The 25259-nt window shown below is 65.7% G+C and carries 22 protein-coding genes and 1 tRNA gene; 8 read left to right on the forward strand and 15 right to left on the reverse strand.

What is annotated here, in order from left to right; all coding sequences use genetic code 11:
• Nucleotides 1-2: 2 nt before the first annotated feature.
• The 5 genes from EAH68_RS03485 to EAH68_RS03505 are packed head-to-tail and all read right to left on the reverse strand — an operon-like array spanning nucleotide 3 to nucleotide 4930.
• Nucleotides 3-1301: a sulfate adenylyltransferase subunit 1 gene (locus EAH68_RS03485; protein WP_126119942.1), complete on the reverse strand. Its 1299-nt coding sequence runs from the start codon at nucleotides 1299-1301 to the stop codon at nucleotides 3-5.
• On the reverse strand, nucleotides 1301-2218 hold the full coding sequence (gene cysD, locus EAH68_RS03490) for a sulfate adenylyltransferase subunit CysD (RefSeq protein ID WP_126119943.1): 918 nt from the start codon (nucleotides 2216-2218) through the stop codon (nucleotides 1301-1303). Before cysD ends, EAH68_RS03485 begins: the two co-directional genes overlap by 1 nt.
• On the reverse strand, nucleotides 2215-2988 hold the full coding sequence (locus EAH68_RS03495) for a phosphoadenylyl-sulfate reductase (protein WP_164546384.1): 774 nt from the start codon (nucleotides 2986-2988) through the stop codon (nucleotides 2215-2217). Before EAH68_RS03495 ends, cysD begins: the two co-directional genes overlap by 4 nt.
• Entirely contained in the window at nucleotides 2985-3251 is a 267-nt protein-coding gene (locus EAH68_RS03500) for a hypothetical protein (RefSeq protein WP_241228272.1), read from the reverse strand. Before EAH68_RS03500 ends, EAH68_RS03495 begins: the two co-directional genes overlap by 4 nt.
• On the reverse strand, nucleotides 3248-4930 hold the full coding sequence (locus EAH68_RS03505) for a nitrite/sulfite reductase (protein WP_126119944.1): 1683 nt from the start codon (nucleotides 4928-4930) through the stop codon (nucleotides 3248-3250). The genes EAH68_RS03500 and EAH68_RS03505 overlap by 4 nt, the downstream gene beginning before the upstream one ends.
• 312 nt (nucleotides 4931-5242) lie before the next feature.
• Here EAH68_RS03505 and EAH68_RS03510 point away from each other — a divergent pair, with 312 nt between their 5' ends.
• The gene (locus tag EAH68_RS03510) at nucleotides 5243-6622 is read left to right on the forward strand and encodes an FAD-dependent oxidoreductase (protein ID WP_126119945.1); all 1380 of its coding nucleotides are present in this window, start codon (nucleotides 5243-5245) and stop codon (nucleotides 6620-6622) included.
• Between the two features lie 76 nt (nucleotides 6623-6698).
• Here EAH68_RS03510 and EAH68_RS03515 read toward each other — a convergent pair whose 3' ends face one another.
• Complete coding sequence (locus tag EAH68_RS03515; RefSeq protein ID WP_126119946.1) at nucleotides 6699-7250, reverse strand: hypothetical protein; 552 nt, start codon at nucleotides 7248-7250, stop codon at nucleotides 6699-6701.
• A gap of 480 nt (nucleotides 7251-7730) precedes the next feature.
• Here EAH68_RS03515 and EAH68_RS03520 point away from each other — a divergent pair, with 480 nt between their 5' ends.
• Nucleotides 7731-9311 carry an SLC13 family permease gene (locus tag EAH68_RS03520; protein ID WP_126119947.1) on the forward strand — a complete coding sequence of 527 codons (1581 nt, stop codon included), beginning with the start codon at nucleotides 7731-7733 and terminating at the stop codon, nucleotides 9309-9311.
• A gap of 91 nt (nucleotides 9312-9402) precedes the next feature.
• Here the strand turns inward: EAH68_RS03520 and EAH68_RS03525 are convergent, their stop codons facing one another.
• The 4 genes from EAH68_RS03525 to EAH68_RS03540 all read right to left on the reverse strand — a co-directional run bounded on the left by EAH68_RS03525 (nucleotide 9403) and on the right by EAH68_RS03540 (nucleotide 14105).
• Entirely contained in the window at nucleotides 9403-11055 is a 1653-nt protein-coding gene (locus tag EAH68_RS03525; RefSeq protein WP_126119948.1) for a flavin-containing monooxygenase, read from the reverse strand.
• Complete coding sequence (locus EAH68_RS03530; RefSeq protein WP_126119949.1) at nucleotides 11052-12002, reverse strand: alpha/beta hydrolase; 951 nt, start codon at nucleotides 12000-12002, stop codon at nucleotides 11052-11054. Before EAH68_RS03530 ends, EAH68_RS03525 begins: the two co-directional genes overlap by 4 nt.
• Nucleotides 12003-12163: 161 nt before the next feature.
• Complete coding sequence (locus EAH68_RS03535) at nucleotides 12164-13309, reverse strand: helix-turn-helix domain-containing protein (protein WP_126119950.1); 1146 nt, start codon at nucleotides 13307-13309, stop codon at nucleotides 12164-12166.
• A gap of 370 nt (nucleotides 13310-13679) precedes the next feature.
• Nucleotides 13680-14105 carry a pyrimidine dimer DNA glycosylase/endonuclease V gene (locus EAH68_RS03540; RefSeq protein ID WP_126119951.1) on the reverse strand — a complete coding sequence of 142 codons (426 nt, stop codon included), beginning with the start codon at nucleotides 14103-14105 and terminating at the stop codon, nucleotides 13680-13682.
• 541 nt (nucleotides 14106-14646) lie between these two features.
• On the opposite strand from EAH68_RS03540, the gene EAH68_RS14890 reads away from it, so the two are divergent.
• From EAH68_RS14890 to EAH68_RS03555, 4 genes are all read left to right on the forward strand, one after another.
• On the forward strand, nucleotides 14647-15546 hold the full coding sequence (locus tag EAH68_RS14890) for a hypothetical protein (RefSeq protein WP_241228287.1): 900 nt from the start codon (nucleotides 14647-14649) through the stop codon (nucleotides 15544-15546).
• Nucleotides 15528-16439 carry a cytochrome b/b6 domain-containing protein gene (locus EAH68_RS14895; protein WP_241228284.1) on the forward strand — a complete coding sequence of 304 codons (912 nt, stop codon included), beginning with the start codon at nucleotides 15528-15530 and terminating at the stop codon, nucleotides 16437-16439. The genes EAH68_RS14890 and EAH68_RS14895 overlap by 19 nt, the downstream gene beginning before the upstream one ends.
• 116 nt (nucleotides 16440-16555) lie before the next feature.
• A complete protein-coding gene (locus tag EAH68_RS03550) occupies nucleotides 16556-17161 on the forward strand; it encodes a DUF1707 SHOCT-like domain-containing protein (protein WP_126119953.1) in 606 nt (201 codons plus the stop codon).
• A gap of 248 nt (nucleotides 17162-17409) precedes the next feature.
• Nucleotides 17410-18675, forward strand: coding sequence for a pyridoxal phosphate-dependent aminotransferase (locus EAH68_RS03555; RefSeq protein WP_439647605.1), 1266 nt, complete (start codon nucleotides 17410-17412; stop codon nucleotides 18673-18675).
• 3 nt (nucleotides 18676-18678) lie between these two features.
• On the opposite strand, the gene EAH68_RS03560 is transcribed toward EAH68_RS03555, so the two are convergent.
• Nucleotides 18679-19638 carry an LLM class oxidoreductase gene (locus tag EAH68_RS03560; protein WP_126119955.1) on the reverse strand — a complete coding sequence of 320 codons (960 nt, stop codon included), beginning with the start codon at nucleotides 19636-19638 and terminating at the stop codon, nucleotides 18679-18681.
• Between the two features lie 36 nt (nucleotides 19639-19674).
• On the opposite strand from EAH68_RS03560, the gene EAH68_RS03565 reads away from it, so the two are divergent.
• Entirely contained in the window at nucleotides 19675-20904 is a 1230-nt protein-coding gene (locus EAH68_RS03565) for a YibE/F family protein (RefSeq protein WP_126119956.1), read from the forward strand.
• Here EAH68_RS03565 and EAH68_RS03570 read toward each other — a convergent pair.
• Together EAH68_RS03570 and dcd are read right to left on the reverse strand one after the other, a co-directional pair.
• A complete protein-coding gene (locus EAH68_RS03570; protein WP_126119957.1) occupies nucleotides 20901-22223 on the reverse strand; it encodes a UDP-glucose dehydrogenase family protein in 1323 nt (440 codons plus the stop codon). The genes EAH68_RS03565 and EAH68_RS03570 overlap by 4 nt on opposite strands.
• Nucleotides 22224-22297: 74 nt before the next feature.
• Nucleotides 22298-22861 carry a dCTP deaminase gene (dcd, locus tag EAH68_RS03575; RefSeq protein WP_126119958.1) on the reverse strand — a complete coding sequence of 188 codons (564 nt, stop codon included), beginning with the start codon at nucleotides 22859-22861 and terminating at the stop codon, nucleotides 22298-22300.
• 119 nt (nucleotides 22862-22980) lie between these two features.
• Here dcd and EAH68_RS03580 point away from each other — a divergent pair.
• Nucleotides 22981-23051: transfer RNA gene (locus EAH68_RS03580), tRNA-Gly, on the forward strand.
• A 90-nt stretch (nucleotides 23052-23141) separates the two neighbouring features.
• Here the strand turns inward: EAH68_RS03580 and EAH68_RS03585 are convergent.
• Together EAH68_RS03585 and EAH68_RS03590 are read right to left on the reverse strand one after the other, a co-directional pair.
• Nucleotides 23142-23480, reverse strand: coding sequence for a DUF2200 domain-containing protein (locus tag EAH68_RS03585; RefSeq protein WP_126119959.1), 339 nt, complete (start codon nucleotides 23478-23480; stop codon nucleotides 23142-23144).
• Nucleotides 23481-25181, reverse strand: coding sequence for a VanW family protein (locus EAH68_RS03590; RefSeq protein WP_126119960.1), 1701 nt, complete (start codon nucleotides 25179-25181; stop codon nucleotides 23481-23483). It abuts the gene before it with no gap.
• Between the last annotated feature and the right edge of the window lie 78 nt (nucleotides 25182-25259).

Genomic DNA, 25259 nt, shown 5'->3' on the forward strand with positions numbered 1-25259 from the left:
GGCTACTCCTGGCGCAGGCGGTGGCCCACGAAGCCGGCGGCGAGGGTGTTGCCGCTGGCCTGGTCGATGAGCAGCAGGTTGCCCACTGCGCCGCGGGCGGCGTATGGCTCAACGGGCAGTTCGGCGGCGCTCTCGAGGCGGACGTGGGCGATGTCGTTGAGTCCGAGCTGACCCGGCTGCAGCAGGTCACTGCGGCCGTCGAGGTCGAGCACGCGCTCCACCTCGGCGATGCGCGCGCGGACCAGGGCGGTGCCGTAGCGCAGCTTCACGGCCGCGCCTTCGACGAGCTGCTTCTCGGTCAGCCCGACCAGGGTGGCCGGGAAGGAACGGACCTCGGCGGGCCGGTCGGCGCCGGCGATGAGATCACCGCGGGCCAGGTCGATGTCGTCGGCGAGCAGGAGCACGACGGAGTCACCGGCCACGGCCTCCTCGGTCGCACCGTCGGGGGTGTCGATGCGGGTGACCTGGGTGGTGCGACCGTGCGGCAGGTGGACGGTGTCGCCGGGACGGATGACGCCGGCACTGATGCGCCCGGCGTAGCCGCGGTAGTCGGTGGCGTGCTCACGGATGACGTGCTGGATGGGCAGACGGAAGCCGAGGTCGTGGGCGCGGCCGCGCTGCACCTCCACGGACTCCAGCAGCTGCAGCACCGTCGGGCCCGGGTACCAGGGCAGGTTCTCCGAGGGCTCGACGACGTTGTCGCCGCGCAGCGCGGAGATCGGCACGACGTGCGGGTCCTCGATGCCCAGTTCGGTGGCCAGGCCGGTGAACTCGGACTCGACGCCGCGGAAGACGTCCTCGGACCAGTCGACCAGGTCGATCTTGTTCACCGCGAGGATCACGGTGCGCACGCCCAGCAGGGCGGCGACGGTGAGGTGGCGGCGGGTCTGCTCGACGACGCCGTGGCGGGCGTCGACAAGCAGGACGACGACCTGGGAGGTCGACATGCCGGTGACGGTGTTGCGGGTGTACTGCACATGGCCCGGGGTGTCCGCGAGGATGAAGGTGCGCTCGCTGGTGGCGAAGTAGCGGTAGGCCACATCGATGGTGATGCCCTGTTCGCGCTCGGCACGCAGGCCGTCGACCAGCAGGGACAGGTCCAGGCCGTCGAAACCGCGGTCGGCGGAGGTCGCCTCCACGGAGGCGAGGGTGTCGGCGAGCACCGACTTGGTGTCGTGCAGCAGGCGGCCGACGAAGGTGGACTTGCCGTCGTCGACGGAGCCGGCGGTGCACAGACGCAGGGTCTCGCGGGTGGTCAGTTTCTCGGCGAATGTGTTCTCGGTGAATGCGGGCGCGCTCATCAGAAGTAGCCCTCCTTCTTGCGGTCTTCCATGGCGGATTCGGACAGTCGGTCATCGGCGCGGGTGGCGCCACGTTCGGTGAGGGTGGAGGCGGAGATCTCGGCGATCACGGCCGGGATGTCGGTGGCGTCGGAGAGCACGGCACCGGTGCAGGACATGTCGCCGACGGTGCGGTAGCGCACCTGCTTCGTCACCAGCTCCTCACCCTCGCGCGGCCCACCCCAGTCACCGGCGGTCAGCCACATGCCGCCGCGTTCGAAGACTTCACGGTCGTGGGCGAAGTAGATCGGCGGGAGTTCGATGCCGCGGGCACCGATGTACTCCCAGATGTCCGCCTCGGTCCAGTTGGAGATGGGGAAGACACGGATGTTCTCGCCCGGGAGTTTGCCGCCGTTGTACAGGTCCCACAGCTCGGGGCGCTGGCGGCGCGGGTCCCAGCCGCCGAAGGAGTCGCGCACGGAGAAGACGCGTTCCTTGGCGCGGGCCCGCTCCTCGTCGCGTCGTGCGCCGCCGAGGACGGCGTCGTAGGCCTGCTCGGCGATGGTCTCCACCAGCGGGACGGTCTGCAGGGGATTGCGGGTGCCGTCGGGGCGCTCAACGAGGTCACCGCGGTCGATCCAGTCCTGGACCTTGGCCACCCGCAGGCGGGCGCCGGTGCGCTCGACTAGGTTGTCGCGGAACTCGATGACCTCCGGGAAGTTGTGGCCGGTGTCCACGTGGAGGAGTTCGAAGGGGACGGCCGCCGGGGCGAAGGCGCGGCGGGCGAGTTCGAATACGACGACGGAGTCCTTGCCGCCGGAGAACAGCAGCCCGATCTTGTCGAACTGTCCGGCCACTTCGCGGAGGATGTGGATGGACTCGTTCTCGAGGTCCTTGAGGTGGGGGGAGAGTCTGGTGGTCTGGATGGAAGTGGTCATGAGTGGAGCCCGCATTCTGTCTTGTTCTGTCCGGCCCAGCGGCCGGCCCTGGGGTCTTCGCCTTCGGCGACGGGGAGGGTGCAGGTGGAGCACCCGATGGACGGGTAGCCCTGCCTGGTCAGGGGGTGGATGATCAGCTGGTTGTCGTCGATGAACGTCTCGGTGTCCTCCAACGACCAGGTGATGATCGGGGAGATCTTCAGCCGGCCGGTGGCGTCCAGGCTCAGCGCCGGGGCGGTGGCCCGGGTGGGGCCGTCGGCCCTGCGCAGGCCGGTGATCCAGCCCGCGTAGGGGGTGAGGTTCACCGCCAGCGGCTCGACCTTGCGCATGCGGCAGCAGGCTGCGGGGTTGGCGCGGTAGAGGTTGGGGCCGTAGGTCTCGTCCTGCTCCGGGCGGCTGAGCCGCGGGGCGGCGGTGACCAGCAGCTGCGGATACCGGGCGTCCACCCGCTGGGCCACGTCCAGGGTCTCCGGGAAGTGGTAGCCGGTGTCCAGGAAGAGCAGGTCGGCCTCCGGCAGGTGGCGGGCGGCCAGCTCCGCGAGCACGGTGTTCTCCATGCTCATGGTCACCGCGATGCGGCCCGGGGCGTGGGTGGCGGCCCAGGTGAGGATGGTGGCGGCGTCGGCGTCGTAGAGCTCGTCAGCGTGCTTCTCGACGAGCCGCGCGTTCTCCTCCTTCACCTCAGCCGGCAGTTCACCGGTGGTCAGGGGGCCCTCGGGGCTGAGCTCCGGGTCACGGTAGGAGCGGTTGTCCAGGTTGAGCAGATTCATTTTTCCTCCTCCTGGAGATGTCCGTGTCGTTTCAGGGAGTTCTTGATGGCCTGGCTGGTGGAACGCGCCGGGGCCGGGCGGTGTTCGGGCGCATCCTGGCCGTAGTAGCGGACCGAGAACACACGGGTGCAGTCGCGGCAGAGCCAGCCGAAGTCCTCGATCTCGTTGGGGAAGAGGTCCTCGCCGGCGCACCAGGGGCAGTGCAGCGGGTGGTTGCGGTTGGGGTTGGGCTCACGGCGGAGCACCGGCTCGGTGAAACTCACTTGAGGTCCTCCTCGTCGGCGCGTTGGACCCACTCCTGGAAGGTCTCCTCGTCCAGTCGCTGGTCACGGAAGTTCTCCACCACGCGGGTGACGTAGTCGCCCACCTCATCGGCGAGGACCTTGTGGCCCTTGAGCTTGCGGCCGAAGTTGGCGTTGAGGTTCATCGAACCGCCCAGGTGGACCTGGAAACCCTCGACACGGTTGCCGTCCTCGTCGGTGACGGTCTGACCCTTGAAACCGATGTCCGCCACCTGGGTGCGGGCGCAGGAGTTGGGGCAGCCGTTGAGGGCGATCCGGACCGGCACATCGATGTCACCGATGCGCTCCTCCAGCTCATCGACGAGTTCGACGGCACGGGATTTGGTGGTGGTGTGCGCCAGCTTGCAGAACTCCAGGCCGGTGCAGGACATGATGTTGCGGCGCCACTCGGACGGCTTCGAGTACAGGCCGGTGTCATCCAGAGCGGCAGCCAGGGAGGCGAGGTTCTCGCGCTCGACGTCGAGGAAGAGCAGCTCCTTCTCCGAGGTGGTGCGGATGCGGGAGATGCCGAACTTCTCGGCGACCTCAGCGATGGCGATCAGCTGCTCACCGGTGGTGTGTCCGACGGTCGGCTTCACACCGAGGTAGAACCTGCCGTCCTTCTGCGGGTGGATGCCGATGTGGTCGCGGTAGCCGGGGTTGATCGGCTGGTGCGGGCCGTCGATGAGCTTGCGCTCGAGGTACTCGGTTTCGAGGACCTCACGGAATTTTTCAATACCCCACTCCGCCACCAGGAACTTCAGCCGGGCGCGGTTGCGCAGGCGGCGGTAACCGTAGTCGCGGTAGACCTTGGCCACCGCGGCCCACACCTCGGGGACCTCGTCCAGTGGGATCCAGGCACCCAGGGACTGGGCGAGCATCGGGTTGGTGGACAGGCCACCGCCGACGTAGCACTCGAAACCGGGGCCGTGCTCAGGGTGTACGGAGCCGATGAAGGAGACGTCCTGGATCTCGTGGGTGACGTCCTGGCGCGAGTGTCCGGAGATGGCGGACTTGAATTTGCGAGGCAGGTTGTGGAGCTCGGGATCCGGCAGCCAGCGACGCTGGATCTCCTCGATCGCCGGGGTGGCGTCGATGATCTCCTCAGCGGACACACCGGCCACGGGGGAGCCGAGGATGATGCGCGGCACGTCGCCGCAGCCCAGCTCGGAGTTGAGGCCGACAGACTCGAGCTTCTCGAAGATGGCCGGAAAGTCCTCGATGCGCAGCCAGTGCAGCTGGATATTCTGCCGGTCAGTGAAATCGGCGGTGGAGCGGGCGTAATCGCGGGAGACCTCACCGACGGCACGCAGCTTCTCCGGGCTGACCAGGCCGCCGTCGAAGCGCACGCGCATCATGAAGTACTTGTCCTGCATCTCGGAGTCCGGGATCTGGCCGGTCAGTTCCGTACCCAGATCCTGGCGACGCTGCGTGTAGATGCCCAGCCACTTGAAACGCGGGGCGATGTCATCGGCCGGGATCGAATCGAAGCCCTGCTTGGAGTAGATGTCGATGATCCGCTGCTTGACGGCCAGGACATCACCGTCCTGCTTGACCTCCTCGACGTGGTTCAGCGGTGCGGTTCCGTCGATCTTCCACTGGCCCTCCGGCTTGCGGGCACGTGCCGGGCGCTTCCGGGGAGCGGCGGTGCTCACTGTCATGTCTTCTCCAGTTTCTGTACCAGTCTGTCTATTAATACTTCTCGACTCCACGTTCTCCGCTGGGCCGAGAAGTGCATTGAACGCAGTCTGCCGTACCAGACGGTCTATGCCAACAGTTTCTTTCATTCATCGCCCAAAGACTCGGAGGTCAAGAAGAATTTAATGCATTTGACGTCGAGTTATACTAAATCCAACAGCATGAATGGAAAGGAAGAATCCGAGGCGTACCGCACCAGATCCACTCCACCCCTTGGCACCCAAACAGAATAGTGCTAACTTCACAGACCAACCGGTCTACGAAAGGACTTGATCATGACCAGCCAGCAGACTCTGCGCGTCGCAGTCATCGGCGCGGGCCCCGCCGGAATCTACGCATCCGACCTGCTCATCCGGAACGAGGAGCACGAGATCTACGTGGATCTCTTCGAGCAGATGCCCGCCCCCTTCGGCCTGATCCGCTACGGCGTTGCCCCGGACCACCCGCGCATCAAGGGCATCGTGAAGTCGCTGCACAACGTGCTCGACCGTCCGCGGCTGCGCCTGCTGGGCAACATTGAGGTGGGCAGGGACGTCACCGTCGATGAACTGCGTGAGTACTACGACGCAGTCGTCTTCGCCACCGGTGCCGTGCGCGACCGCGCCCTCAACATCCCCGGTGTCGAGGCTGGGGGTTCCTTCGGTGCCGCCGACTTCGTCGGTTTCTACGACGGCAACCCGCGCTTTGACCGCGACTGGGACCTCTCCGCCGAGCAGGTCGCCGTGATCGGTGTCGGCAACGTGGGCCTCGACGTCGCCCGTGTCCTGGCCAAGACCGCTGACGAGCTCAAGGTCACCGAGATCCCCGACAACGTCTACGAGAGCCTGAAGAAGAACCAGGCGAAGGAGGTCCACGTCTTCGGCCGCCGCGGCCCCGCCCAGGCGAAGTTCACCCCGCAGGAGCTCAAGGAACTCGACCACTCCCCCACCATCAACGTGGTCGTCGATCCGGAGGACATCGACTACGACGAGGCATCCGAGGAGGCCCGCCGTGGCTCGAAGTCCCAGGACCTGGTCTGCCAGATCCTCGAGGGCTACGCCATCCGTGAGCCCAAGGACGCCCCGCACACCCTGCAGATCCACCTCTTCGAGTCCCCGGTCGAGATCCTGGAGAAGGACGGCAAGGTCGTCGGTCTGCGCACCGAACGCACCGAGCTCGACGGTAACGGCGGAGCGAAGGGCACCGGTAAGTTCACCGACTGGCCCGTCCAGGCGATCTACCGCGCGGTCGGTTACGAATCCGACCCGATCCCCGGCGTGCCCTTTGATGAGAAGAAGGCCGTCATCCCCAACGACGGCGGCCACGTTCTGGCGGAGTCCGCGGGTTCCCCGGTCCCCGGCCTCTATGCCACCGGCTGGATCAAGCGTGGCCCGATCGGCCTGATCGGCAACACCAAGTCGGATGCCAAGCAGACCACCGACATGCTCGTCGCCGACGCCTCCGCCGACCTGCTCACAGGACGTACCCATGAGGACGCCGACGCGATCATCTCCCTGCTTGAGCAGCGCGAGATCGCCTACACCACCTGGCAGGGCTGGTACCAGCTCGACGCCGAAGAGCGCGCCCTGGGTGAGGCCGAGGGCCGCGAGCGCAAGAAGATCGTCGACTGGGAGGAGATGGTGCGCCACGCCCGTGCGGTGCCCGTCTGCGTCTAACTGACTGTTTCAGGACGCGCCACACATAAAAGCGCGGTACGGCAGGGAAGAGCCCCTGCCGTACCGCGCTTTTCTGTCATTGCCGGCAGGTCACCCGCGCCAGGCGAGCCAGATCCACGACCCTCTCCGGTTCGGCCTCCTCCGTGCGCCGCAGTCCTCTCGCCAGGATCTGCAGGACATCCGGGGTGGGGTTATGGGGCAGGGGCGGGAGCACCACCAGCCCGGTGCTGCGTTCCCAGCCGATGGCACCGAGTATTTCTGCGATGTAGAACTCCCACTCGTGGAAGGGGAGTCCCGAACCGGCGACGATCAGGGTGATCCAGCCGGCGTCCTCATTGAATCTCTTCCGCGTTGCCACGGGGAGTTTGGCCGCGAACAGTTTTCCGTTCCCGGGGGCGCCACTGAGCAGTGCCCTGCCCGCTTTACTGGGCAGCAGCGTGCCTTTACGGAGATAGACAAAGCCGAGCTGCCGGCAGAGCTCATGCAGCAGGGCCACAGGGTAGACCCGGCCCTCGCGGTTGAGTTTGCCGATGTACCACTGGTCGAGCCCCAGTGCGTGACTCAGTTCGCTGACCTGCGCCGGTGGGATCTTGCCCGTCTGGGTGAGTTTCAGTCCGTCCCCTACCACCTGGAGAAACTGCGTGAACGGCTCAATGGCTTCCGCAGGCAGGTCCGGTGGAGTTCCCGATCAAGGAATCAACCACCCTGGCGCACGGCGTGCACGGCCGGAGACCATTACCACTCCCCCGATGCATGGGCCAAAGTCCCCCACCCGCGCGATCCGCGGCAGCAACCCCGAGGGAGATACCGGCGAACGCCTACCTCCCGGCCCGGATGTTTCACGGGAAACATCCGCATGAAAGCAGCATCCACCAGTAGCCGACCAGGCAGCTTTTTGAGGTCGGGAAAGATGAATAAACGGGGGTATGGCGGGGGTGAGGAGAGTTATCAAGTGGTACCCCACGCCATACACGATTGCGATCCCCCTGACATAGAGCGGAGAAAGTGGTATATCCCACATTTCTCCGTATTTTTCTGTCCCATACCCGGGTGTGGAGGCATGACATGCCTCAAGTCCGGGACCGCATCCATGGAGGACTCCGATCCCATGACAGCAGTCGAGAACAAACCACCCACCGCCCTCAAGACCGGCGACGTCGTGGAGGTGGGCAACCGGAAGGAGGCCAACCGCCAGATACGCGGCATCTTCATCGGCCTCATCCTGGCCACCCTCGTCTGGTCGATCTTCCCGGAAGGCGCGGTTGACTCCGTCAACGCGACCTACGGCACCGAGGACACCAACTACACCTATGCCTCCATGCGCCTGACCGCCGCAGTCGCAGTCCTCATGGCCGCCTGGTGGGTGACCGAGGCGATCCCACTTGCGATCACGGCGCTACTACCTCTGATCATCTTCCCGATCGCGCAGATCATCCCCTTCGAGACAATCGCCTCCCCCTTCGCCTCCCTCACCATCTTCCTGTTCATGGGCGGATTCATCCTGGCGCTGGGTCTGCAGCGGTGGAACCTGCACCGCCGCCTCGCGCTGCACGTCATCCTGCTGGTGGGCACGAAACCGAAGCAGATGATCGCCGGTTTCATGCTGGCCACCGCCCTGTTGTCGATGTGGGTGTCCAACACCGCCACCGCGGTGGTCATGCTGCCGATCGGCACCTCCGTCCTGGCACTCACCGCCGAGGTTGTGGGAGGCCACAAGAACCAGAAGAAGTTCGCCTCCGGACTGATGCTGGCGATCGCCTATTCCGCATCCATCGCCTCGGTTTCCACCATCATCTCCACCCCGCCGAACGCCATGCTGGCCGCGTACATGGCCTCCACCCACGGCATCGAGATCGGTTTCGCCCAGTGGATGATGGTCGGCCTGCCGCTGGCCATGGTCTTCCTCGTCCTGGCCTGGCTCGTGCTCACCACCGTCTTCAAACCCGAGATGACCGAGATCCCCGGTGGCAAGGAGATGATCCGCGCAGAGCTAGCCAAGATGGGCCCGATGACTCTCGGGGAGAAGCTCACGGGCGCAGTCTTCCTCGGCGCCGCCCTGTCCTGGGTCTTCCTCCCCTTCATCTTTGACTGGATCGGCGCAAATATCCAGATCGCGGATGCCGCGATCGGACTGACCGCCTCAGCACTGCTCTTCCTCATCCCGGTCAACCGCGGTGGCACCCGCCTGCTGGACTGGAAGTCGGCGAATAAACTGCCCTGGGATGTCCTGCTCCTCTTCGGCGGCGGACTGGCCCTGTCGAGAATGTTCACGGAGTCCGGACTGTCCCTGTGGATCGGTGAACTCGCCTCCGGCTTCGGCGGACTGCCCACCATCATCCTCATCTTCGTCATCGCCGTGCTCGTGCTGGTGCTCACCGAGTTCACCTCCAACACCGCCACCGCAGCGACCTTCCTGCCCATCATGGGTGGCGTCGCCGTGGGCATGGGCCTGACTGAATACGGCGAGCAGAACGTCCTGCTCCTCATCCTGCCCGTGGTCCTCTGCGCCACCTGCTCTTTCATGCTGCCGGTGGCCACCCCGCCGAACGCCATCGCCTTCGCCTCCGGTTACGTCCGGATCGGTGACATGCTCAAGGGTGGTTTCTGGCTCAACGTCATCGCGCTGTTCCTGGTCACCCTGACCACCTACTTCATCGCGGTGCCGGTTTTCGGACTCGTGCTGCCGTAGCCGCAGGCGCCCCGCGGCGTCGATAAGCGACAAGGGCCCTGCCCCCGGACTGTCTCCGGGAGCGGGGCCCTTCACCGTCGGGTCAGCCCGGTCAGGAGGCCGGAACCGTGGCGAGCACCTCGTGGGCCTCGACACCGACCTGGCCCGAGGTGAGGAAACCCTCGTACCCGGCGGCGGCGACCTGGCGGCAGATCTCCCGGTAGGTGTCCAGTCCACCCGCGTAGGGCATGAACACCCGCGGTTTACCGGGAATGTTGGCACCCATGTACCAGGAGGCGGTCTCCGGGTAGAGGGTCTGGGCCGCGATGGCGTTGACCTTCGCGATCCACTCCTCCTGGGCCTCAGCTGAGGCCTCGATGCGCTCGATACCCTCGTTCTCCAGGTCGAGCAGCATGTCGGAGATCCAGTCCACGTGCTGCTCGATGGAGACGATCATGTTGGTCAGCACCGAGGGGCTGCCCGGGCCGGTGACCGTGAACAGGTTCGGGAAACCCGCCACCGCGAGGCCGAGGTAGGACTTGCCGCCCTCCGCCCAGGCCTCATTGAGGCTCAGACCGTTGCGACCCTGGACGCCCAGGCGCAGCAGCGGACCGGTGATTGCATCGAAGCCGGTGGCCAGAACCAGCACATCGACCTCATACTCCTTCCCGCCCACGACCGGCCCGCGGGCGCCGATGCGCTCGATGGGGGTGCTGCGCACATCCACCAGGTCGACATTCTCCCGGTTGTAGGTGGCGTAGTAGTCGGTGTCCACGCAGATGCGCTTGGTGCCGATCGGGTAGGCCTGCGGGGAGATCAGCTCCGCCTTCTCCGGATCCTGGACGATCTCGCGGATCCGCTCACGGACGTAGTCGGCGGTGATCTGGTTGGCGGCGTGATCGCTCATCGTGTCGGTGAAGGCGTTCATGAAGGTCGGACCGCCCTGCTCCCAGCGGCGGTCGAGCTCGGCGCGGACCTCCTCCGGCGGCAGCTCCAGGGCCGCACCGACCGGGGGCTTGACGATGACGCCGGCCGGGGTCTCCCGGACCTTCTCCCGCAGGGCCGGGTAGATGCGCTTGATCAGTGACATCTCGTCGACGCCGAGCTTGCGGTTGCGGGCGGGCACCGTGTAGTTCGGGGTGCGCTGGAGGACCGTGACGTGCGCGGCCTGCTGCGCGATGGCCGGGATGGCCTGGATGCCGGAGGAACCGGTGCCGATGACGGCAACCCGCTTACCCGCCAGGTCCACGCCCTCATGCGGCCAGGAACCGGTGTGGTAGACCTCGCCGGCGAAGCCCTCCAGCCCCTTGAATTCGGGGACCTGGGAGGCTGACAGGCAGCCCACCGCGGTGACAACGAAGCGGGAGGTGGTGGTCTCCCCATCACTGGTGGTGGTGATCCACAGCCCGGCCTCCTCATCCCAGACCATGGAGGCGACCTCGGTGTTGAAGGCGTAGGACTCTCGGATGCCGAGCTTATCCGCAACAAAGCCGGCATACCGGAGGATCTCGGGCTGGGTGGCCCAACGCTCGGACCAGGTCCACTCCTGCTGGATGTCGTCGTCGAAGGAGTAGGAGTAGACGATGGATTCGGCGTCGCAACGCGCGCCCGGGTAGCGGTTCCAGAACCAGGTGCCGCCCACATCAGAGCCGCGTTCAAAACCCTGGACACTCAGACCGTTCTTGTCGCGCAGCAGGTGCGTGGCGTAGATGCCTGCGAAACCTGCACCGACGACAACAACATCGACATGTGCTGACCTGCTCATCGGACGACCTCCTTGGCTACCTGCTGGCGGATCTTCTCGCCCATGCGCTCGACCACGGCGGCGCTGGAGGGCAGGATGTTGAACATGTTGAGGAAGCCGTGCATCTGGCCCTCGAAGACCTCGGTCTCGACGGTGACGCCTGCCTCGGCGAGGCGGGCGGCGTAGGCCTCGCCCTCATCGCGCAGCACATCGTGCTCGGCGAGGATGACGAAGGCCTCCGGCAGTCCGGCCAGGGACTCCGCGTGCAGCGGGGCGACGTCCTGCTCAGTGCGGCGCTCAGCGGGGACGTAGTGGTTCCAGAACCACACCATCGACTCGGTGGTCAGCAGCAGCTGGTTCTCCGGGTCGAGGTAGCTGGGGCGGGTGAAGTCGGCGTCGGTGACCGGATAGACCAGGACCTGGTAGTCGATCTGCGGGCCCTCAGCCTCGCGGGCACGCAGGGTCATCGCGGCAGCCAGGTTGCCGCCGGCGCTGTCACCGGCGACGACCAGCGGGGCACCGGTGACGGCGAGCTGATCACGGTTCTCATCGGCCCACTGCAGGGCGGTCCAGCAGTCATCGGCCGGGGCGGGATAGGCGAATTCCGGTGCCTTGCGGTAGTTGACCAACACGACGGTGTGGTCGGTGTGCTGGGCCAGCTGGCGGCCGATGGTGTCGTAGGCGGCAATGTCACTGACCACCCAGCCACCACCGTGCAGGTAGACGATGATGCCCTGGGGCTGGGCGGAGGGCTTGAGCACACGGACCTGGAAGGGCTCCTGACCCGCGCCGCTGCTCAGCTCGAGGTTCTCCACTTCGGCCATCTCGACGCCCGGGCCGATGAGGTCGAGGGTGCCCAGGGCACCGATGCGCGCCTCCTCCGGGGTGGATTCGTGCATCGGCCTGGCATCCGGGTTGGCCGCCTGCGCCTGGGCCAGGAACTGCTGGGTTGCTTGATCAATAGCCATTGTCTGTCCGACTCCTCGTTCTCGTCCTCCGGTATGCCGGAAAGACCCGATTCAGAATGTGATTCAAGTCATTTACTTGATCTGAAGGAGACGTTAATCACTCATGAGCGTGCAGTCATCGGGCAAATGGCGAATGTTTGCCAGGAAAAAGTGACAATTGGCTAAGTTGCCAGCAGGACGCTGCCCCGGGGACGCCGGTCAGAGACTCCCGGACGGAATTTCTCGGCGTTGCGGTCCAGGCGATAGAGGGTCAGACCGATGAGGAGACGGGTCCGGCCGTAGATCTCCCGCAGCGGGAAACCGAGCACCCCCTCCGCAGCCTCCACCCGGTGCGCCACTGTGTTGTGGTGCATGTGCACCAGCTGGGCAGCCTGCCGGATCGACTCTGTGGCGGCCACCGCCTCGAGCACGTTGAGGGTATCGGGCAGCCCCTCCTCGGCCAGTCGGGCGATGGCCTGGACATCCGCGAGATCCTGCACTCCACGCCGGTCCACCGCATCAGCCAGGATCCGCAGGCTGCCGACCTTGCAGATATCCACCACGACCGCATCGATCATCCGGTAGCGGGCACGGTGGTTGGGGCTGGGCAGTGAGAAGCGCACGGCCGTCCGGGCCCCCTCCCAGGAGTCGCGGACCCGCTCCGGGGGCAGCGACTCCCCGAGACCGACGGAGAGTCCCGCCGGAACTCCGGTGTCCAGCTCGGGCCTGCGCCGCAGGATGAGGACCAGCAGCTCCCCCAGGCGGACCATTGGTGCGGCACCCCCACCAGACAGCACCTCCGCGAGACGCGCCGCACCCTCCGGATTGCGCCCCACCCCCGCGATGGCCACCACCGTCAGCATCCGGGCACCGTCCAGGCCCAGGAGATGGAGCATCTCCCGGCGCCGCTCGGCACTACCTGACGTGCCGAGCAGGATCCGGACCCGGTCCCCCGTTTCATCCACGACCCGTACCTCGACCTCACTGCGGACAAGGAGTTTCGCGGCGTGCACGAGCCGCTGTCCGACGAAACGCTCCGCCCACTCCGGCAGTGGAGGGTCGAGACGAAAATCCACCTCATCCACGTCCGGCACAGCGTCGCCGGGCTCCCGGCGGATTCGGACGGACTGCCCGTCCGGCGAACCGGCGAAGCGGCCCCCGAAGACATCGGCCTCGACCCTCCGCCCCAGCGTCGCGGCGACGGAACCGAGAAAATCCTCCAGCGGCACCCGCTTCTCCACCAGGGAGTCAACCGCTCCTGAGAACTCGAACACGTCCTCCACGAGCCGGTCCCGCGACTCAAAGAGCTGAGGTTTCACAAATGGCACTGGCCCTCACCTTTTCCCGTGACTTGCATCACTGCTGATCACCGCAGTCTAGCCTCGGGCGATCATGCATACGGGGAAACGAACTGAAGATGCCAACGCATTACTCAAGACCTGTTACGCAAACGATGTCAATCGCTTACCGTCTTGTCCCCTACCCTCAGAAGTGATCGTCGCTACACTGGAGAAAAACCACAACGGAAGGAAAATGACATGCGTGGAAGCGGATTAATCTGGACCATCGTCGGCATTCTGTTGATTGTCGCTCTGCTGATCTGGATCTTCTCAGTTATGTAAGACGGCACTCGGATACCGCCGGAAAACGGCTGGTGGGCAGGAATGCCCACCAGCCCATTTCCGGTTCACCGGCCCCTCAGAGCCGCTCCCATTCCTCCACCGGGCCCGCCACCATTCGGAACAGTGGGTGGGTCTCCGGAAAATCCGACAGAGCCGCAATCCGCGCCGGATCCCGGACCTCCAACTTGGCGCGCAGGTGGCCCGCTTCAAAAGTCAGCTGACCGTCGGTCACCTCCATCGGAGCCACCGGCGAACCGGCCACCAGAATTTTGGTGGGGTTGAAGTTGTACCCACGCGCCGTCGCCTCGTCATGCAGCCCCTGCAGATAGGCACCGACCGCCGCCAAAGGATCCTCCTGTGCGCGGAAACGAAGCAGCTGGGGATGGTTGCGATAGCCGGTGGTTGCACCGGTGAGGACCTTCTGCGCCAGGAGAGTTTCCCGCCAACACGCGACCAACCCCTTCTGGTCCAGGTATCGGGGGTGCAGGGACCAGATTCTCATGGGACCAGGTTATCCCACCTGTTTCGCCGGCTATCGGACAGGCAGAGAGGTCGGGACCTCAGGGCCCAACCTTAACCTCACTAACCCCTCACTCAGGACCAAGCGAGCAGACAGGTCGACACCTTTTCGACCCCCGGTCGGCCGTGGGTCGATTCCGGTAGGAATACCGAACTTCCCCGGGGTGAACGTCACTACACTGTCACTTTCTAGACTTACTGGTGCTAAAAATATAGACTGCTCAGTACATAAAGTGGGAGACCAGGCCCGCAGGAGCACCCACTACCCTTGCTCATTGTGCTCCCGGACTCAGCGAGGAACATTTGGACCGCTTTCCAGTGTGGAGAAAAGTTGTCGGACAGATAGCCTCAACACTCAGAGCTCGTCATGCGGTACACGTACCTCACTCCCTCCCGCAGTTCCCGACATCATCCCAAAACCCTGCAGTAAGAAACGGCATCGATCATGGACGGCACCTCAACAGATAAGAAAAAGAACAGCCAGCCCCTTTCCCCGCCCGGTTCAGCGCTCCCGGCCCCCGGCAGTGCCGTTCCTGCACCCGGTGGTGCTGTTCCCGCCCCTGGCGGCGCTGTTCCGGGTGCCGCTGTCCCTGCACCCGGTGGCGCTATCCCGGCCCCCGGCGGTGCTGTCCCCGCCCCTGGCGGCGCTGTTACGGGTGCCGCTGTCCCTGCACCCGGTGGCGCTATCCCGGCCCCCGGCGGTGCTGTCCCTGCTCCTGGCGGTGCTGTTCCGGGTGTCGCTGTCCCTGCTCCTGGCGGTGCTGTTCCGGGTGTCGCTGTCCCTGCTCCTGGCGGTGCTGTTCCGGGTGTCGCTGTCCCTGCTCCTGGCGGTGCTGTTCCGGGTGTCGCTGTCCCTGCTCCTGGCGGTGCTGTTCCGGGTGTCGCTGTCCCTGCTCCTGGCGGTGCTGTTCCGGGTGTCGCTGTCCCTGCTCCTGGCGGTGCTGTTCCGGGTGTCGCTGTCCCTGCTCCTGGCGGTGCTGTTCCGGGTGTCGCTGTCCCTGCTCCTGGCGGTGCTGTTCCGGGTGTCGCTGTCCCTGCTCCTGGCGGTGCTGTTCCGGGTGTCGCTGTCCCTGCTCCTGGCGGTGCTGTTCCGGGTGTCGCTGTCCCTGCTCCCGGTGGCGCTATCCCGGCCCCCGGCGGTGCCGCTGTTCCCGCCCCCGGCGGTGCTGTCCCGGCCCCCGGCGGCGCTGTCCCTGCTCCCGGCGGTGCTGTTCCGGGTGCCGCTGTCCCTGCTCCCGGTGGCGCTGTCCCCGGCGGCGCCGTTCCCGCCCCTGGCGGTGCAATTTCAACTACCGTGCCGACGCCTCCAGGTGCTACCGTGCCCGCGCCCGGATCCAGCGGCTCAGCACAGCAGGACGCGATCCCTGTCGACGGTGAAACCCGGAAGCAGCCCAGGCAACGCTCCGTGCGAACACAGCTGCTGACTCCGTTAACCCGGAAGCAGTGGTCCATCACGGGCGGTTTCATCCTTCTTGTTCTCATCGTCGGCGCCGCTATCGCCACGCTTGCTGCACGCTGGCTGGTGGGACTTGAGCCTGTGGCGGAGTTCATCACCCGCTATCCAGGCGAATATGAGCTGCCCGAAAACACTCCGACCGGTATCCCCGCCTGGGTGGGTTGGCAGCACTTCTTCAACATGTTCTTCCTTTTCCTGATCATCCGGACTGGAATCCAGATCAACCGGGAGCGCAGGCCCCGGGGTTACTGGCGGTCGAAGCGGGGAGGGAAGAAGATCAGTCTGATCCTGTGGATACACCTGGTCCTGGATCTGCTGTGGATCGTCAATGGTGCGGTGTTCTACATCCTGCTATTCGCCACCGGGCACTGGGCACGGATCGTACCCACCAGCTGGGAGGTCTTCCCGAACGCAATTTCCGCTGGCCTTCAGTACCTGTCCCTTGACTGGCCCACCCACAATTCCTGGGTCAACTACAACAGTCTGCAGGAACTCGCCTACTTCATCACCGTCTTTATCGCCGCCCCCCTGGCGATCCTCACAGGCCTGCGGCTGTCCGAGTACTGGCCGAAGAACAACAAGGCACTGAGCAATGCTTTTCCGATCGCTCTCGCCCGAGGGGTACACCTGCCCGTGATGGTCTATTTTGTGATTTTCACGGTTATCCATGTGATCCTGGTATTCGCCACCGGAGCTCTGCGCAACCTCAACCACATGTACGCCGCGCAGGACTCCACAAACTGGACGGGCTTTGGTCTCTTCGTTCTGTCCCTGGCCGCGATCGTCGTAGGCCTTATCGCCATCCGTCCGTCCCTGATCGCCCCGCTCGCGCAGAGGTTCGGCGACGTGACTGCCCGCTGATCAGGGTGGTTGCCGCGGCCATGCAGGATTGATCAGGGAATTCCCGGAGGTCACATCAGTCAGTCAGCAGTAGGATTGGGAGCATGAGTATGAGGTACCCCGCCAATCAGCCGGACATGAGACTGAGTGATGCTGAGCGCAACGCCGCCATGTCCACGCTGGGGCGTGCCTTTGCGGAAGGTCGGCTGACAGTCGACGAATATGACCGACGGTGCGCGGAGATCGCGAAAGCGGACCTGCACCGCGATCTGGCACCGCTCTTCCAGGACATCCCGCAGTTCCAGGGTGCGCCCGGTACCGAGGTAGGCAAGCTGTACTCGGCACAGGAGATTGAGAGTGCCTTCCGGGACGGGCAGAAGACCCGTTTCGGCCTTCTCGGTCTGACCACCGTGGGCAGTGCGGCGGCGTCCATCCTGTTGGCCGGGACCACGCCCTTCTCTCCCCTGCTGCTCCTGCTGATCCCGACCGTGTGGATCCTGCTCTACATCATGAAGATCGGGCCGAAGTCCTGGTTTGTGCCGAGCTCGCGGGCGCTCGACAGGCAGCGGATCAGGGAGTTGCGGACCGCGGAGCAGCTACGTGCAGCGGAACTGCGGCTGGCGGAACAGGATAAACTGGCCCAGCTGCGGGCGGAGCGGCGCGCTCAGACTGCGGAGTTGACCAACAAAGCGATGGGCTTCGTCAACAAGGCCCTGGACCGGGGAAAATCAGACCGGGACTGACGGGATCACTTTCCGCCCTGAACCGCTTCCAGTGACCACTCAGTTCCTCCCACCTGTCCAACACTGCGACTGACCGGTTGCCGGCACTGACCAAAGCCTGGATCCATCCTCCGGAACTCCCCGGGGCCCCACGGTTTCGTGTCTCCGGCCTGCGGCTCGGGATCAGCACCGGATCCAGGCCGGCACCAGACTCCTCGTGCTCATAGGCACACATGCTTGGTTTACTCCGTCCTGCCAGGAGTGGCACAATGCACTTCATGAGCGAGACCGACTCCCCGACCACCATCCGCCGACGTCCACGCGTGTTCGACCAGTCGAACAAGATGAAGGACGTACTCTACGAGATCCGCGGCCCGGTGTCCGCGGAGGCGGAGCGGTTGGAGGCGGACGGCCACCACATCCTCAAGCTGAACACAGGTAACCCGGCCACCTTCGGTTTCGACGCCCCCGACGTGATCATGCGGGACATGATCGCCGCCCTGCCCACCTCACAGGGCTACTCGACGTCGAAGGGCATCATTCCGGCCCGCCGCGCCGTGGTCACCCGCTATGAGCTCATCGACGATTTCCCGGACTTCGACGTCGATGACGTCTTCCTGGGCAACGGTGTCTCCGAGCTGATCACCATGACCACCCAGGCACTACTCAACGACGGCGACGAGGTGCTCATCCCGGCCCCCGACTACCCGCTGTGGACGGCCGCCACCTCCCTGGCCGGTGGCAAGCCGGTGCACTACCTGTGCGACGAGGAGGACGACTGGAACCCCTCCATCGAGGACATCCGCGCCAAGGTCACCGAGAAGACCAAGGCCATCGTGGTGATCAACCCGAACAACCCCACGGGTGCGGTGTACTCCCGGGAGGTCCTGCAGAGGATCGTCGACGTCGCCCGCGAATACCAGCTGCTCATCCTGGCCGATGAGATCTACGACCGCATCCTCTACGACGACGCGGAGCACATCTCCCTGGCTACCCTGGCCCCGGACCTGCTGACCATCACCTACAACGGCCTGTCCAAGGCCTACCGGGTGGCCGGCTACCGGGCGGGCTGGATGGTGCTGACCGGGCCGAAGGAGCACGCCAGGGGCTTCATCGAAGGCCTGGAGCTGCTTGCCGGCACGCGTCTGTGCCCGAATGTCCCTGCACAGCACGGCATCCAGGTGGCCCTGGGCGGCCGCCAGTCCATCTTCGAGCTGACCGGTGAGGGTGGGCGGCTGCTCAACCAGCGCAACGTGGCCTTCGAGAAGCTCAACGAGATCCCCGGTGTCAGCTGCGTCAAGCCGATGGGTGCTCTCTACGCCTTCCCGCGTCTGGACCCCAACGTCTACGAGATCCACGACGACTCCAAGCTGATGCTCGACATCCTGCGTGCGGAGAAGATCCTCCTGGTGCAGGGCACCGGTTTCAACTGGCCGCACACCGACCACTTCCGCCTGGTCACCCTGCCTTGGGCCTCCCAGTTGGAGAACGCCATCGAGCGGTTGGGCAACTTCCTGGTCAGCTACAAGCAGTAATCTTCAGGCCCGGAAGGCCGGGATGACGTCCTCGATCAGTTCATCGAGTACATCCTCGGCCGGCCGGGTCCCGCGTTTGAGGCCGAGGATGACGTGGTCGACGCCCATGTCCTCCAGTTCATGGAGGATCCGGCGCAGGTGCCGCACACCGACCCGCCAGCCGAATTTGATGGGCCCGACTGCTGCCTCCGGGTCGGGGTGCAGGTCCAGGGACATCGACATGGCGAAGGGCTTGTCATTGCCCTCCTCCCGCCAGGTGCCCAGGTATTTCTGCTGCACCGGCAGCGGTCGTTGGTAGGTGACGTGCGCGTCAGCGTGCTCGCGGTGCCAGGCCATCGACTGCAGGCAGGAACCGACGGTGAGCAGTGGCGGGCGCACAGCCAGGGGTTTGGGCACGACGTCCCCGCCCCACATCCGGCCGCCCGACCAGCGGATCCCCCGCTTCTCCGTGGTCCAGGCCTGCTGCATCACCTGCAGGTGTTCCCGGAAAACCGCGTCCCGTTCCCCCTCCGCCACCCCGAAGGCGGGGAATTCGCTGGATCGGTCCCCGGTGGCCACGCCGAAGAGGAAACGCCCACCGCTGAGGTGGTCAATGCTGGCCGCCTGCTTCGCCAGGTGCAGCGGGTGCCGCAGCGGCACCACCACGGCGCCGGTGCCCAGCGCGATCTTGCTTGTCGACGCCGCCAGGTACCCCAGGTAGCTCACCGGGTCCCAGACCTGCCCCACGTCCCCGAAATCCGGGTCCCGCAGCGGGATGTCACGCAGCCACACCGCGGCAAAACCTGCGGCCTCCGCGCGGCGCACCAGCTCCACCTGCCGGATGATGTCGACGTCGGGTTCCTCGGCCCGGCCGGCGTCCACCGGGAGGAAGAGCCCCAGGGTCAGGCGCCCACGGGGGAAGGTCCGGCGGAAGCCGGGCAGGGCGGTGACGGGGGCGTCGGAAAGCGAGAACGGGGGGACCATACCCGCCGATGGTAGCCGCGGCTAACCTCAACAACCATGGGCAGACACCAGGCGACAGGCACACCACCGGCGGCAACCTCACCCTGGCGGTGGGCGCTGCTCGGTTTTCTCGCGGTGGCGGTGCTGACCACCCTCGTCGGCCTGTGGCGGTTGTGGCCGCCGGCGGAGGCCCCGAACGTCTCCGCGGACTTCGCCACCACCTTCAACCTCAACCACACGCAGGTCACCGGCACCGTCACGCTTGCCGACGCCGCCGCCTGCACCTCCCCGTCCACCGGCACCGTCTTCGACGGCTCACCGTTGAGCCCACCCGGCCAGGAGGGCATCGTATGTGAACGCTCTCTCGTGGAGATCACCTCGGGGCAGAACGAGGGGCGGCGTACCCAGCTCGTCCACTACGGCATGCCCGGTGAGCCCCGGCTCGCGGAGGATGACCGGATCATGCTTGCGGAGACCCCCACGCCGGAGGGACCCATCTACTCCTTCTCCGATTACCAGCGCACCGTCCCGCTGCTCACCTGGGGTGTGGTTATCGCGCTGATGATCGTCGCCTTCGCCGCCTGGCGTGGTTTCCGGGCGTTGATCGGCCTGGTCATCACCATGGTCGGCATCGGTGTCTTCCTGCTGCCCGCGCTGCTGCACGGCGGCAGCCCCCTGGGGCTGGCGCTGGTGGCGGGTTCCGCGATCCTCATCATCGTCGTGCCGCTCGTGCACGGCCTGAACTGGAAGTCCGCCTCCGCACTCGGCGGCACCCTCATCGCCCTCGGCATCGCCGCAGGTCTGGCGCAGGTGGCGATCGACACCTCACACCTGCGCGGCCTGGGTTCCGACGACAACCTCAACATCCTGCTCTACCTGCCGGAGGTCTCCATCATCGGCCTGCTGCTGTGCGGCTTCATCATCGGTGCACTCGGCGTGCTCAACGACGTCACCATCGCGCAGGCCTCCACCGTCACCGAACTCGCCGACCTCGACCCCGACGCCACCCCCTGGCGGCTCTTCCTCGGCGCGATGAAGGTCGGCCGCGACCATATCGCCTCGATGGTCTACACTCTCGTGCTCTCCTACACCGGTGCCTCCCTGCCGATGCTGCTGCTCCTCAGCGTCGCGGAACGGCCGCTGAGCCAGACGTTGACCAGCGACGTCGTCGCCACCGAGCTGCTGCGCTCCGGCATCGGCGCCCTCGCCCTGACCATGGCGGTCCCGCTGACCACCCTCATCGCGGCGTGGACGGTGCGGGAGAAGCCGACACGAATAAGCGCCTAGAGACTACGACCGAGGGCCTGGATGTTCCAGCCGGCGTCCTGCCACTTCTGCACGGGGAGGACGTTGCGGCCGTCGATGATGACCTTCCGGTCCACGAGCTCCCCTACCTTGACCGGGTCCAGGTCGCGGAACTCCTGCCACTCGGTGGCCAGCACCACCACGTCTGCACCCTCGAGCGCCTCCTCCACCGAATCGGCGTAGCCGAGGGTGGGGAAGACCTTCCGGGCGTTGTCCATCGCCTGCGGGTCGTAGACGGAGACGTCCGCACCTGCCAGGGAGAGGGAACCGGCCACCGACAGCGCCGGGGAGTCCCGTACATCATCGGAATTCGGTTTGAAGGCCGCGCCCAGCACCGTCACGCGGTGGCCGAGAAGGTTGCCGTCGCAAAGCTCACGGGTCAGCTGGACCACGCGGTCACGTCGACGCATGTTGATCGCGTCGACCTCGCGCAGGAAGGTCAGGGCCTGATCGGCGCCGAGTTCACCGGCGCGGGCCATGAAAGCGCGGATGTCCTTGGGCAGACAACCACCACCGAAGCCGAGGCCGGCGCCGAGGAACTTCCGCCCGATACGGTCGTCGTAACCGATGGCGTCGGCAAGCTTGGTCACGTCTCCCCCGGCGATCTCGCAGATCTCGGAGACGGCGTTGATGAAGGAGATCTTCGTGGCCAGGAACGCGTTCGCGGAGACCTTCACCAGCTCCGAGGTCACCCGGTCCATGACCAGGAACGGGGTGCCCTCCCCGATCGACTTCGCGAAGACCTCGCGGGCGACCTCCTCCGCACGGCTGTCCTCCCGGCCGATGCCCAGCACGATGCGGTCCGGGGAGATGGTGTCCTGCACGGCATAACCCTCGCGGAGAAACTCCGGGTTCCAGGCGATCTCGACGTTCGTGGCCGGACCAGCGAGGCTGTCCGCCAACTCCTGCATCTCATCGGCGGTGCCCACCGGCACGGTGGATTTACCGAAGATGATGTGGTCCCCCTCCAACAGCGGGACCAGGTCCTCGATGACCGCCCGCACATAGGTCAGGTCCGCGGCATAGGAACCACGCTTCTGCGGAGTGCCGACACCGAGGAAATGCACGTTCGCGAAGTCGGCGACCCGCTGGTAGTCGGTGGTGAAGTCCAGGCGACCCGAGTCCAGGCTCCGGCTGAGCACCTCCGGCAGGCCGGGCTCGTAGAAGGGGACGGTGCCAGCCTTCAGGGAGTCGATCTTGGCGGAATCCACATCCACGCCCAGGACCTCATGGCCGAGTTCAGCCATGCAGGCGGCGTGGGTTGCACCCAGGTATCCGGTGCCGATGACAGTCATACGCATGTCCACAAGTTTTACCTGCCGGACATGAACTGAGGATTAAACGAAAATGAATGTCATCTCATGTGAGGGCTCGGTCAGGGGAAGTTGAGGTACGCCTTCGACGGTGTCGGCCCACGCTGGCCCTGGTACTTCGAACCCAGCTTGCCCGAACCGTAGGGCACCTCCGCCGGCGAGGACATCTTGAACAACGCCAGCTGCCCCACCTTCATCCCCGGCCACAGCGTCATCGGCAGGTTCGCCACATTCGACAGCTCAAGGGTGATGTAGCCACTGAAACCCGGGTCGATGAAACCCGCGGTGGAGTGCGTGAGCAGGCCGAGACGACCCAGGGAGGACTTGCCCTCCAGGCGGCCGGCGAGGTTGTCCGGCAGGGTGAACTTCTCCAGGGTGGAGGCCAGCACGAACTCACCCGGGTGCAGGACGAAGGACTCCCCTTCATCGACCTCGACGAGAGTGGTCAGTTCATCCTGCTGCAGCTTCGGGTCGATGTGGGTGTACTTCGAGTTGTTGAACACCCGGAAGAAGCGGTCCATCCGCACATCCACACTGGAGGGCTGGATGTTGGCCGGTTCGAAGGGTTCGATACCCAGGTCACCGGAGTCAATGGCGGCACGGATGTCACGATCTGAGAGAAGCACGGGTCCGAGTGTACGTCAGCGCATGTGCCCGCCGGCCCACCAGGGGATTTCCGCCCCGATTTCCGGACGGGGCGCCGGCGGGTGCTACAGTGTGTTGCAGTGCACTGAGCTGCACAGACGCCGGCGTAGTTTAGTGGTAGAACATCAGCTTCCCAAGCTGAGAGTGCGGGTTCGATTCCCGTCGCCGGCTCTGCTTATCGCCGCCCCCGCCGCCCTGAACTGGGCCGCGGGGGCGTCTGCTTCGCAGGACACCTCAGGAGTTCATCTCTTTCTCCCGCCCTTATCCCCGCAGGATGTTCGCCATCTTCTTTCCGCGGGCGAGTTCGTCGACGAGTTTGTCCATCCAGCGGACCTGCTGCATGAGGGGGTCCTCGATGTCCTCGACGCGCACGCCGCAGATCACGCCCGTGATCAGCCCGGTGTTGTCATTCATGGCCGGGGCGGCGGCGAAGAACTCCCGGAGATCCCCCTCGAAGCTCCGCAGTTCCTTGGCGGTGTAGCCGGTGAGCCAGCTGATGACCTCATCCAGCTCCTCGACGGTGCGGCCCTTACGCTCCACCTTGTTCACGTACAGGCGGTGGATCTCGGCGAAGGAGTAGCTGAACAGACGCTCGGACATCTAGGAGCACCGCACGATCGGCTGCGGGTCGTAGACGGTGGTCTGCACCTCGCGGCTGATCTCGTTGCCGGCCAGGTCGCGGATGATGCGGGTGTCGGAGGTGGTGAAGCCAGGCGCACCACCGGAGGGGCTGCAGTCACTGCCGGAGACGTTCATCGTCTGCGGCTGGGTGGGTGCCCAGCGGCCACCGTTGACGGACTCGACCTGGACGGTCTTCACACCGGTGAGGCGGATGGTGACGTTGCCGCCGCCGACTGTGCTCTCGATGCGCACGGGGTACTGGGAGTTGTTGCGGAACTGCAGGTCGATGGCACCTTCGTAGACGGTGGCCTCGCGTCCCGCGGGGTAGCGGGAGATGTAGTAGCTGTGCGGGGTGTGGGCGACGTCCTCCATCCCGGCGAAATAGGCGGCGTTGTAGAGGGTGGTGGCGTACTGGCTGATGCCGCCGCCGACGGCGGTGCCGCCGCGACCGTTGATGATGATGCCGGAGTCGACATAGCCCTGGGCGGTGCCGCGGGGGCCGGTGTAGCCGTTGAGGGAGAAGGTGTCGCCAGGGGCGATGATGGCGCCGTTGACGGTCGCGGCGACCAGCTGGATGTTGACGCCGGAGGAGGCGGAGTAACCGGAGGTGGTGAATTCGCCGACGGTCTGGTCGAAGGTGGCGACCTCGGCCATCTCGGTGGTGAAGGTGGCGGGCTCGTCCTCGTACTCGGCCTCCCACTGCCGAGCCTCGGGGTCGGTGCTCAGGAGACGGTCGTTGAAGCCCTCGAGGGTGGTCTCCCAGTTGATCTGCACGCCGTCGCTGTGCGGGATGATCTGGCGGGAGCCACCGGAGAAGATGATGTCTGCGTTGCGGCGGGTGGACTCGGTCTCGCTGAGAGTCTCATCGAGGATGCCCTGGGCGGCCTCGACGTTGATGTCGGTGCGCAGGGTGCCGTCCTCGGGGATGAAGGTGACGACCTCGCCCATGCGCTCCGGGGGGATGATGCCGTTGATGTCGTCCCGGCCGGTCACGGTCAGCGGCCCCGAGATGACGGTGGCGGCGTCCCCCTCGGCGGTGGCGGCGACGGTGTCGGCGTCGATGGCGGGCGGGGTGACCTCGGCGTCGACCTCGATACCGGCAGGGTCCAGCCAGTCGGTGGTGACACCCTCACGGAGGGCGGCGGGGTCGATGACGTGGCCGTTGACTGCCTCGGTGACCTGGACGCGGCCGTCGACAAGCTCGACGCGGCCGTCGGCGGGTTCGGCGCTGAGCTCGGCATGCATGCGCTCCAGCTCGGGTGTCAGGGCGGTGTCATCGGCGGCGGAGACGATCTCGGCCTCGGTTCCGGAGCCGAACAGACCCTGCAGGCGCAGGAGCGGATTGGCGGATTCGGTGCCGATCTCCTCGATGGTCTGCGCGAAGTCTATGCCCAGGCCGGCCTGGGCGGGGATGAACTCGACCGCCCGGTCACCGGCGGTGACGGTGACCGGCTCGTCGACAACACCGCCGAGTTCACGCTCGAGGGTGGTGCGGGCCTCCGCCGGGCTCATGCCGGAGATGTCGACCCCGCCGACGGTGGTGCCGCGGGGGACGTTTCCCTTGGTCAGGAAGTAATCCGCGCCGTAGGCGACGGCGGCGAGGGCGAAGAGACCGGCGACGACGCCGCCGGCGATACGGGTGCCGCGCCTACCACTGTCCTGGCTTTTTGACTGACTCACAGGTTTCACACTAGTGGCCGTGCACAGGTTTGCCTACTTCCACGAGCCTGGAAACCTCCCGGAAACGCCCCGGAAATA

Origin of the sequence: Corynebacterium hylobatis (assembly GCF_003955685.1) — a bacterium.
Lineage (GTDB): Bacteria > Actinomycetota > Actinomycetes > Mycobacteriales > Mycobacteriaceae > Corynebacterium > Corynebacterium hylobatis.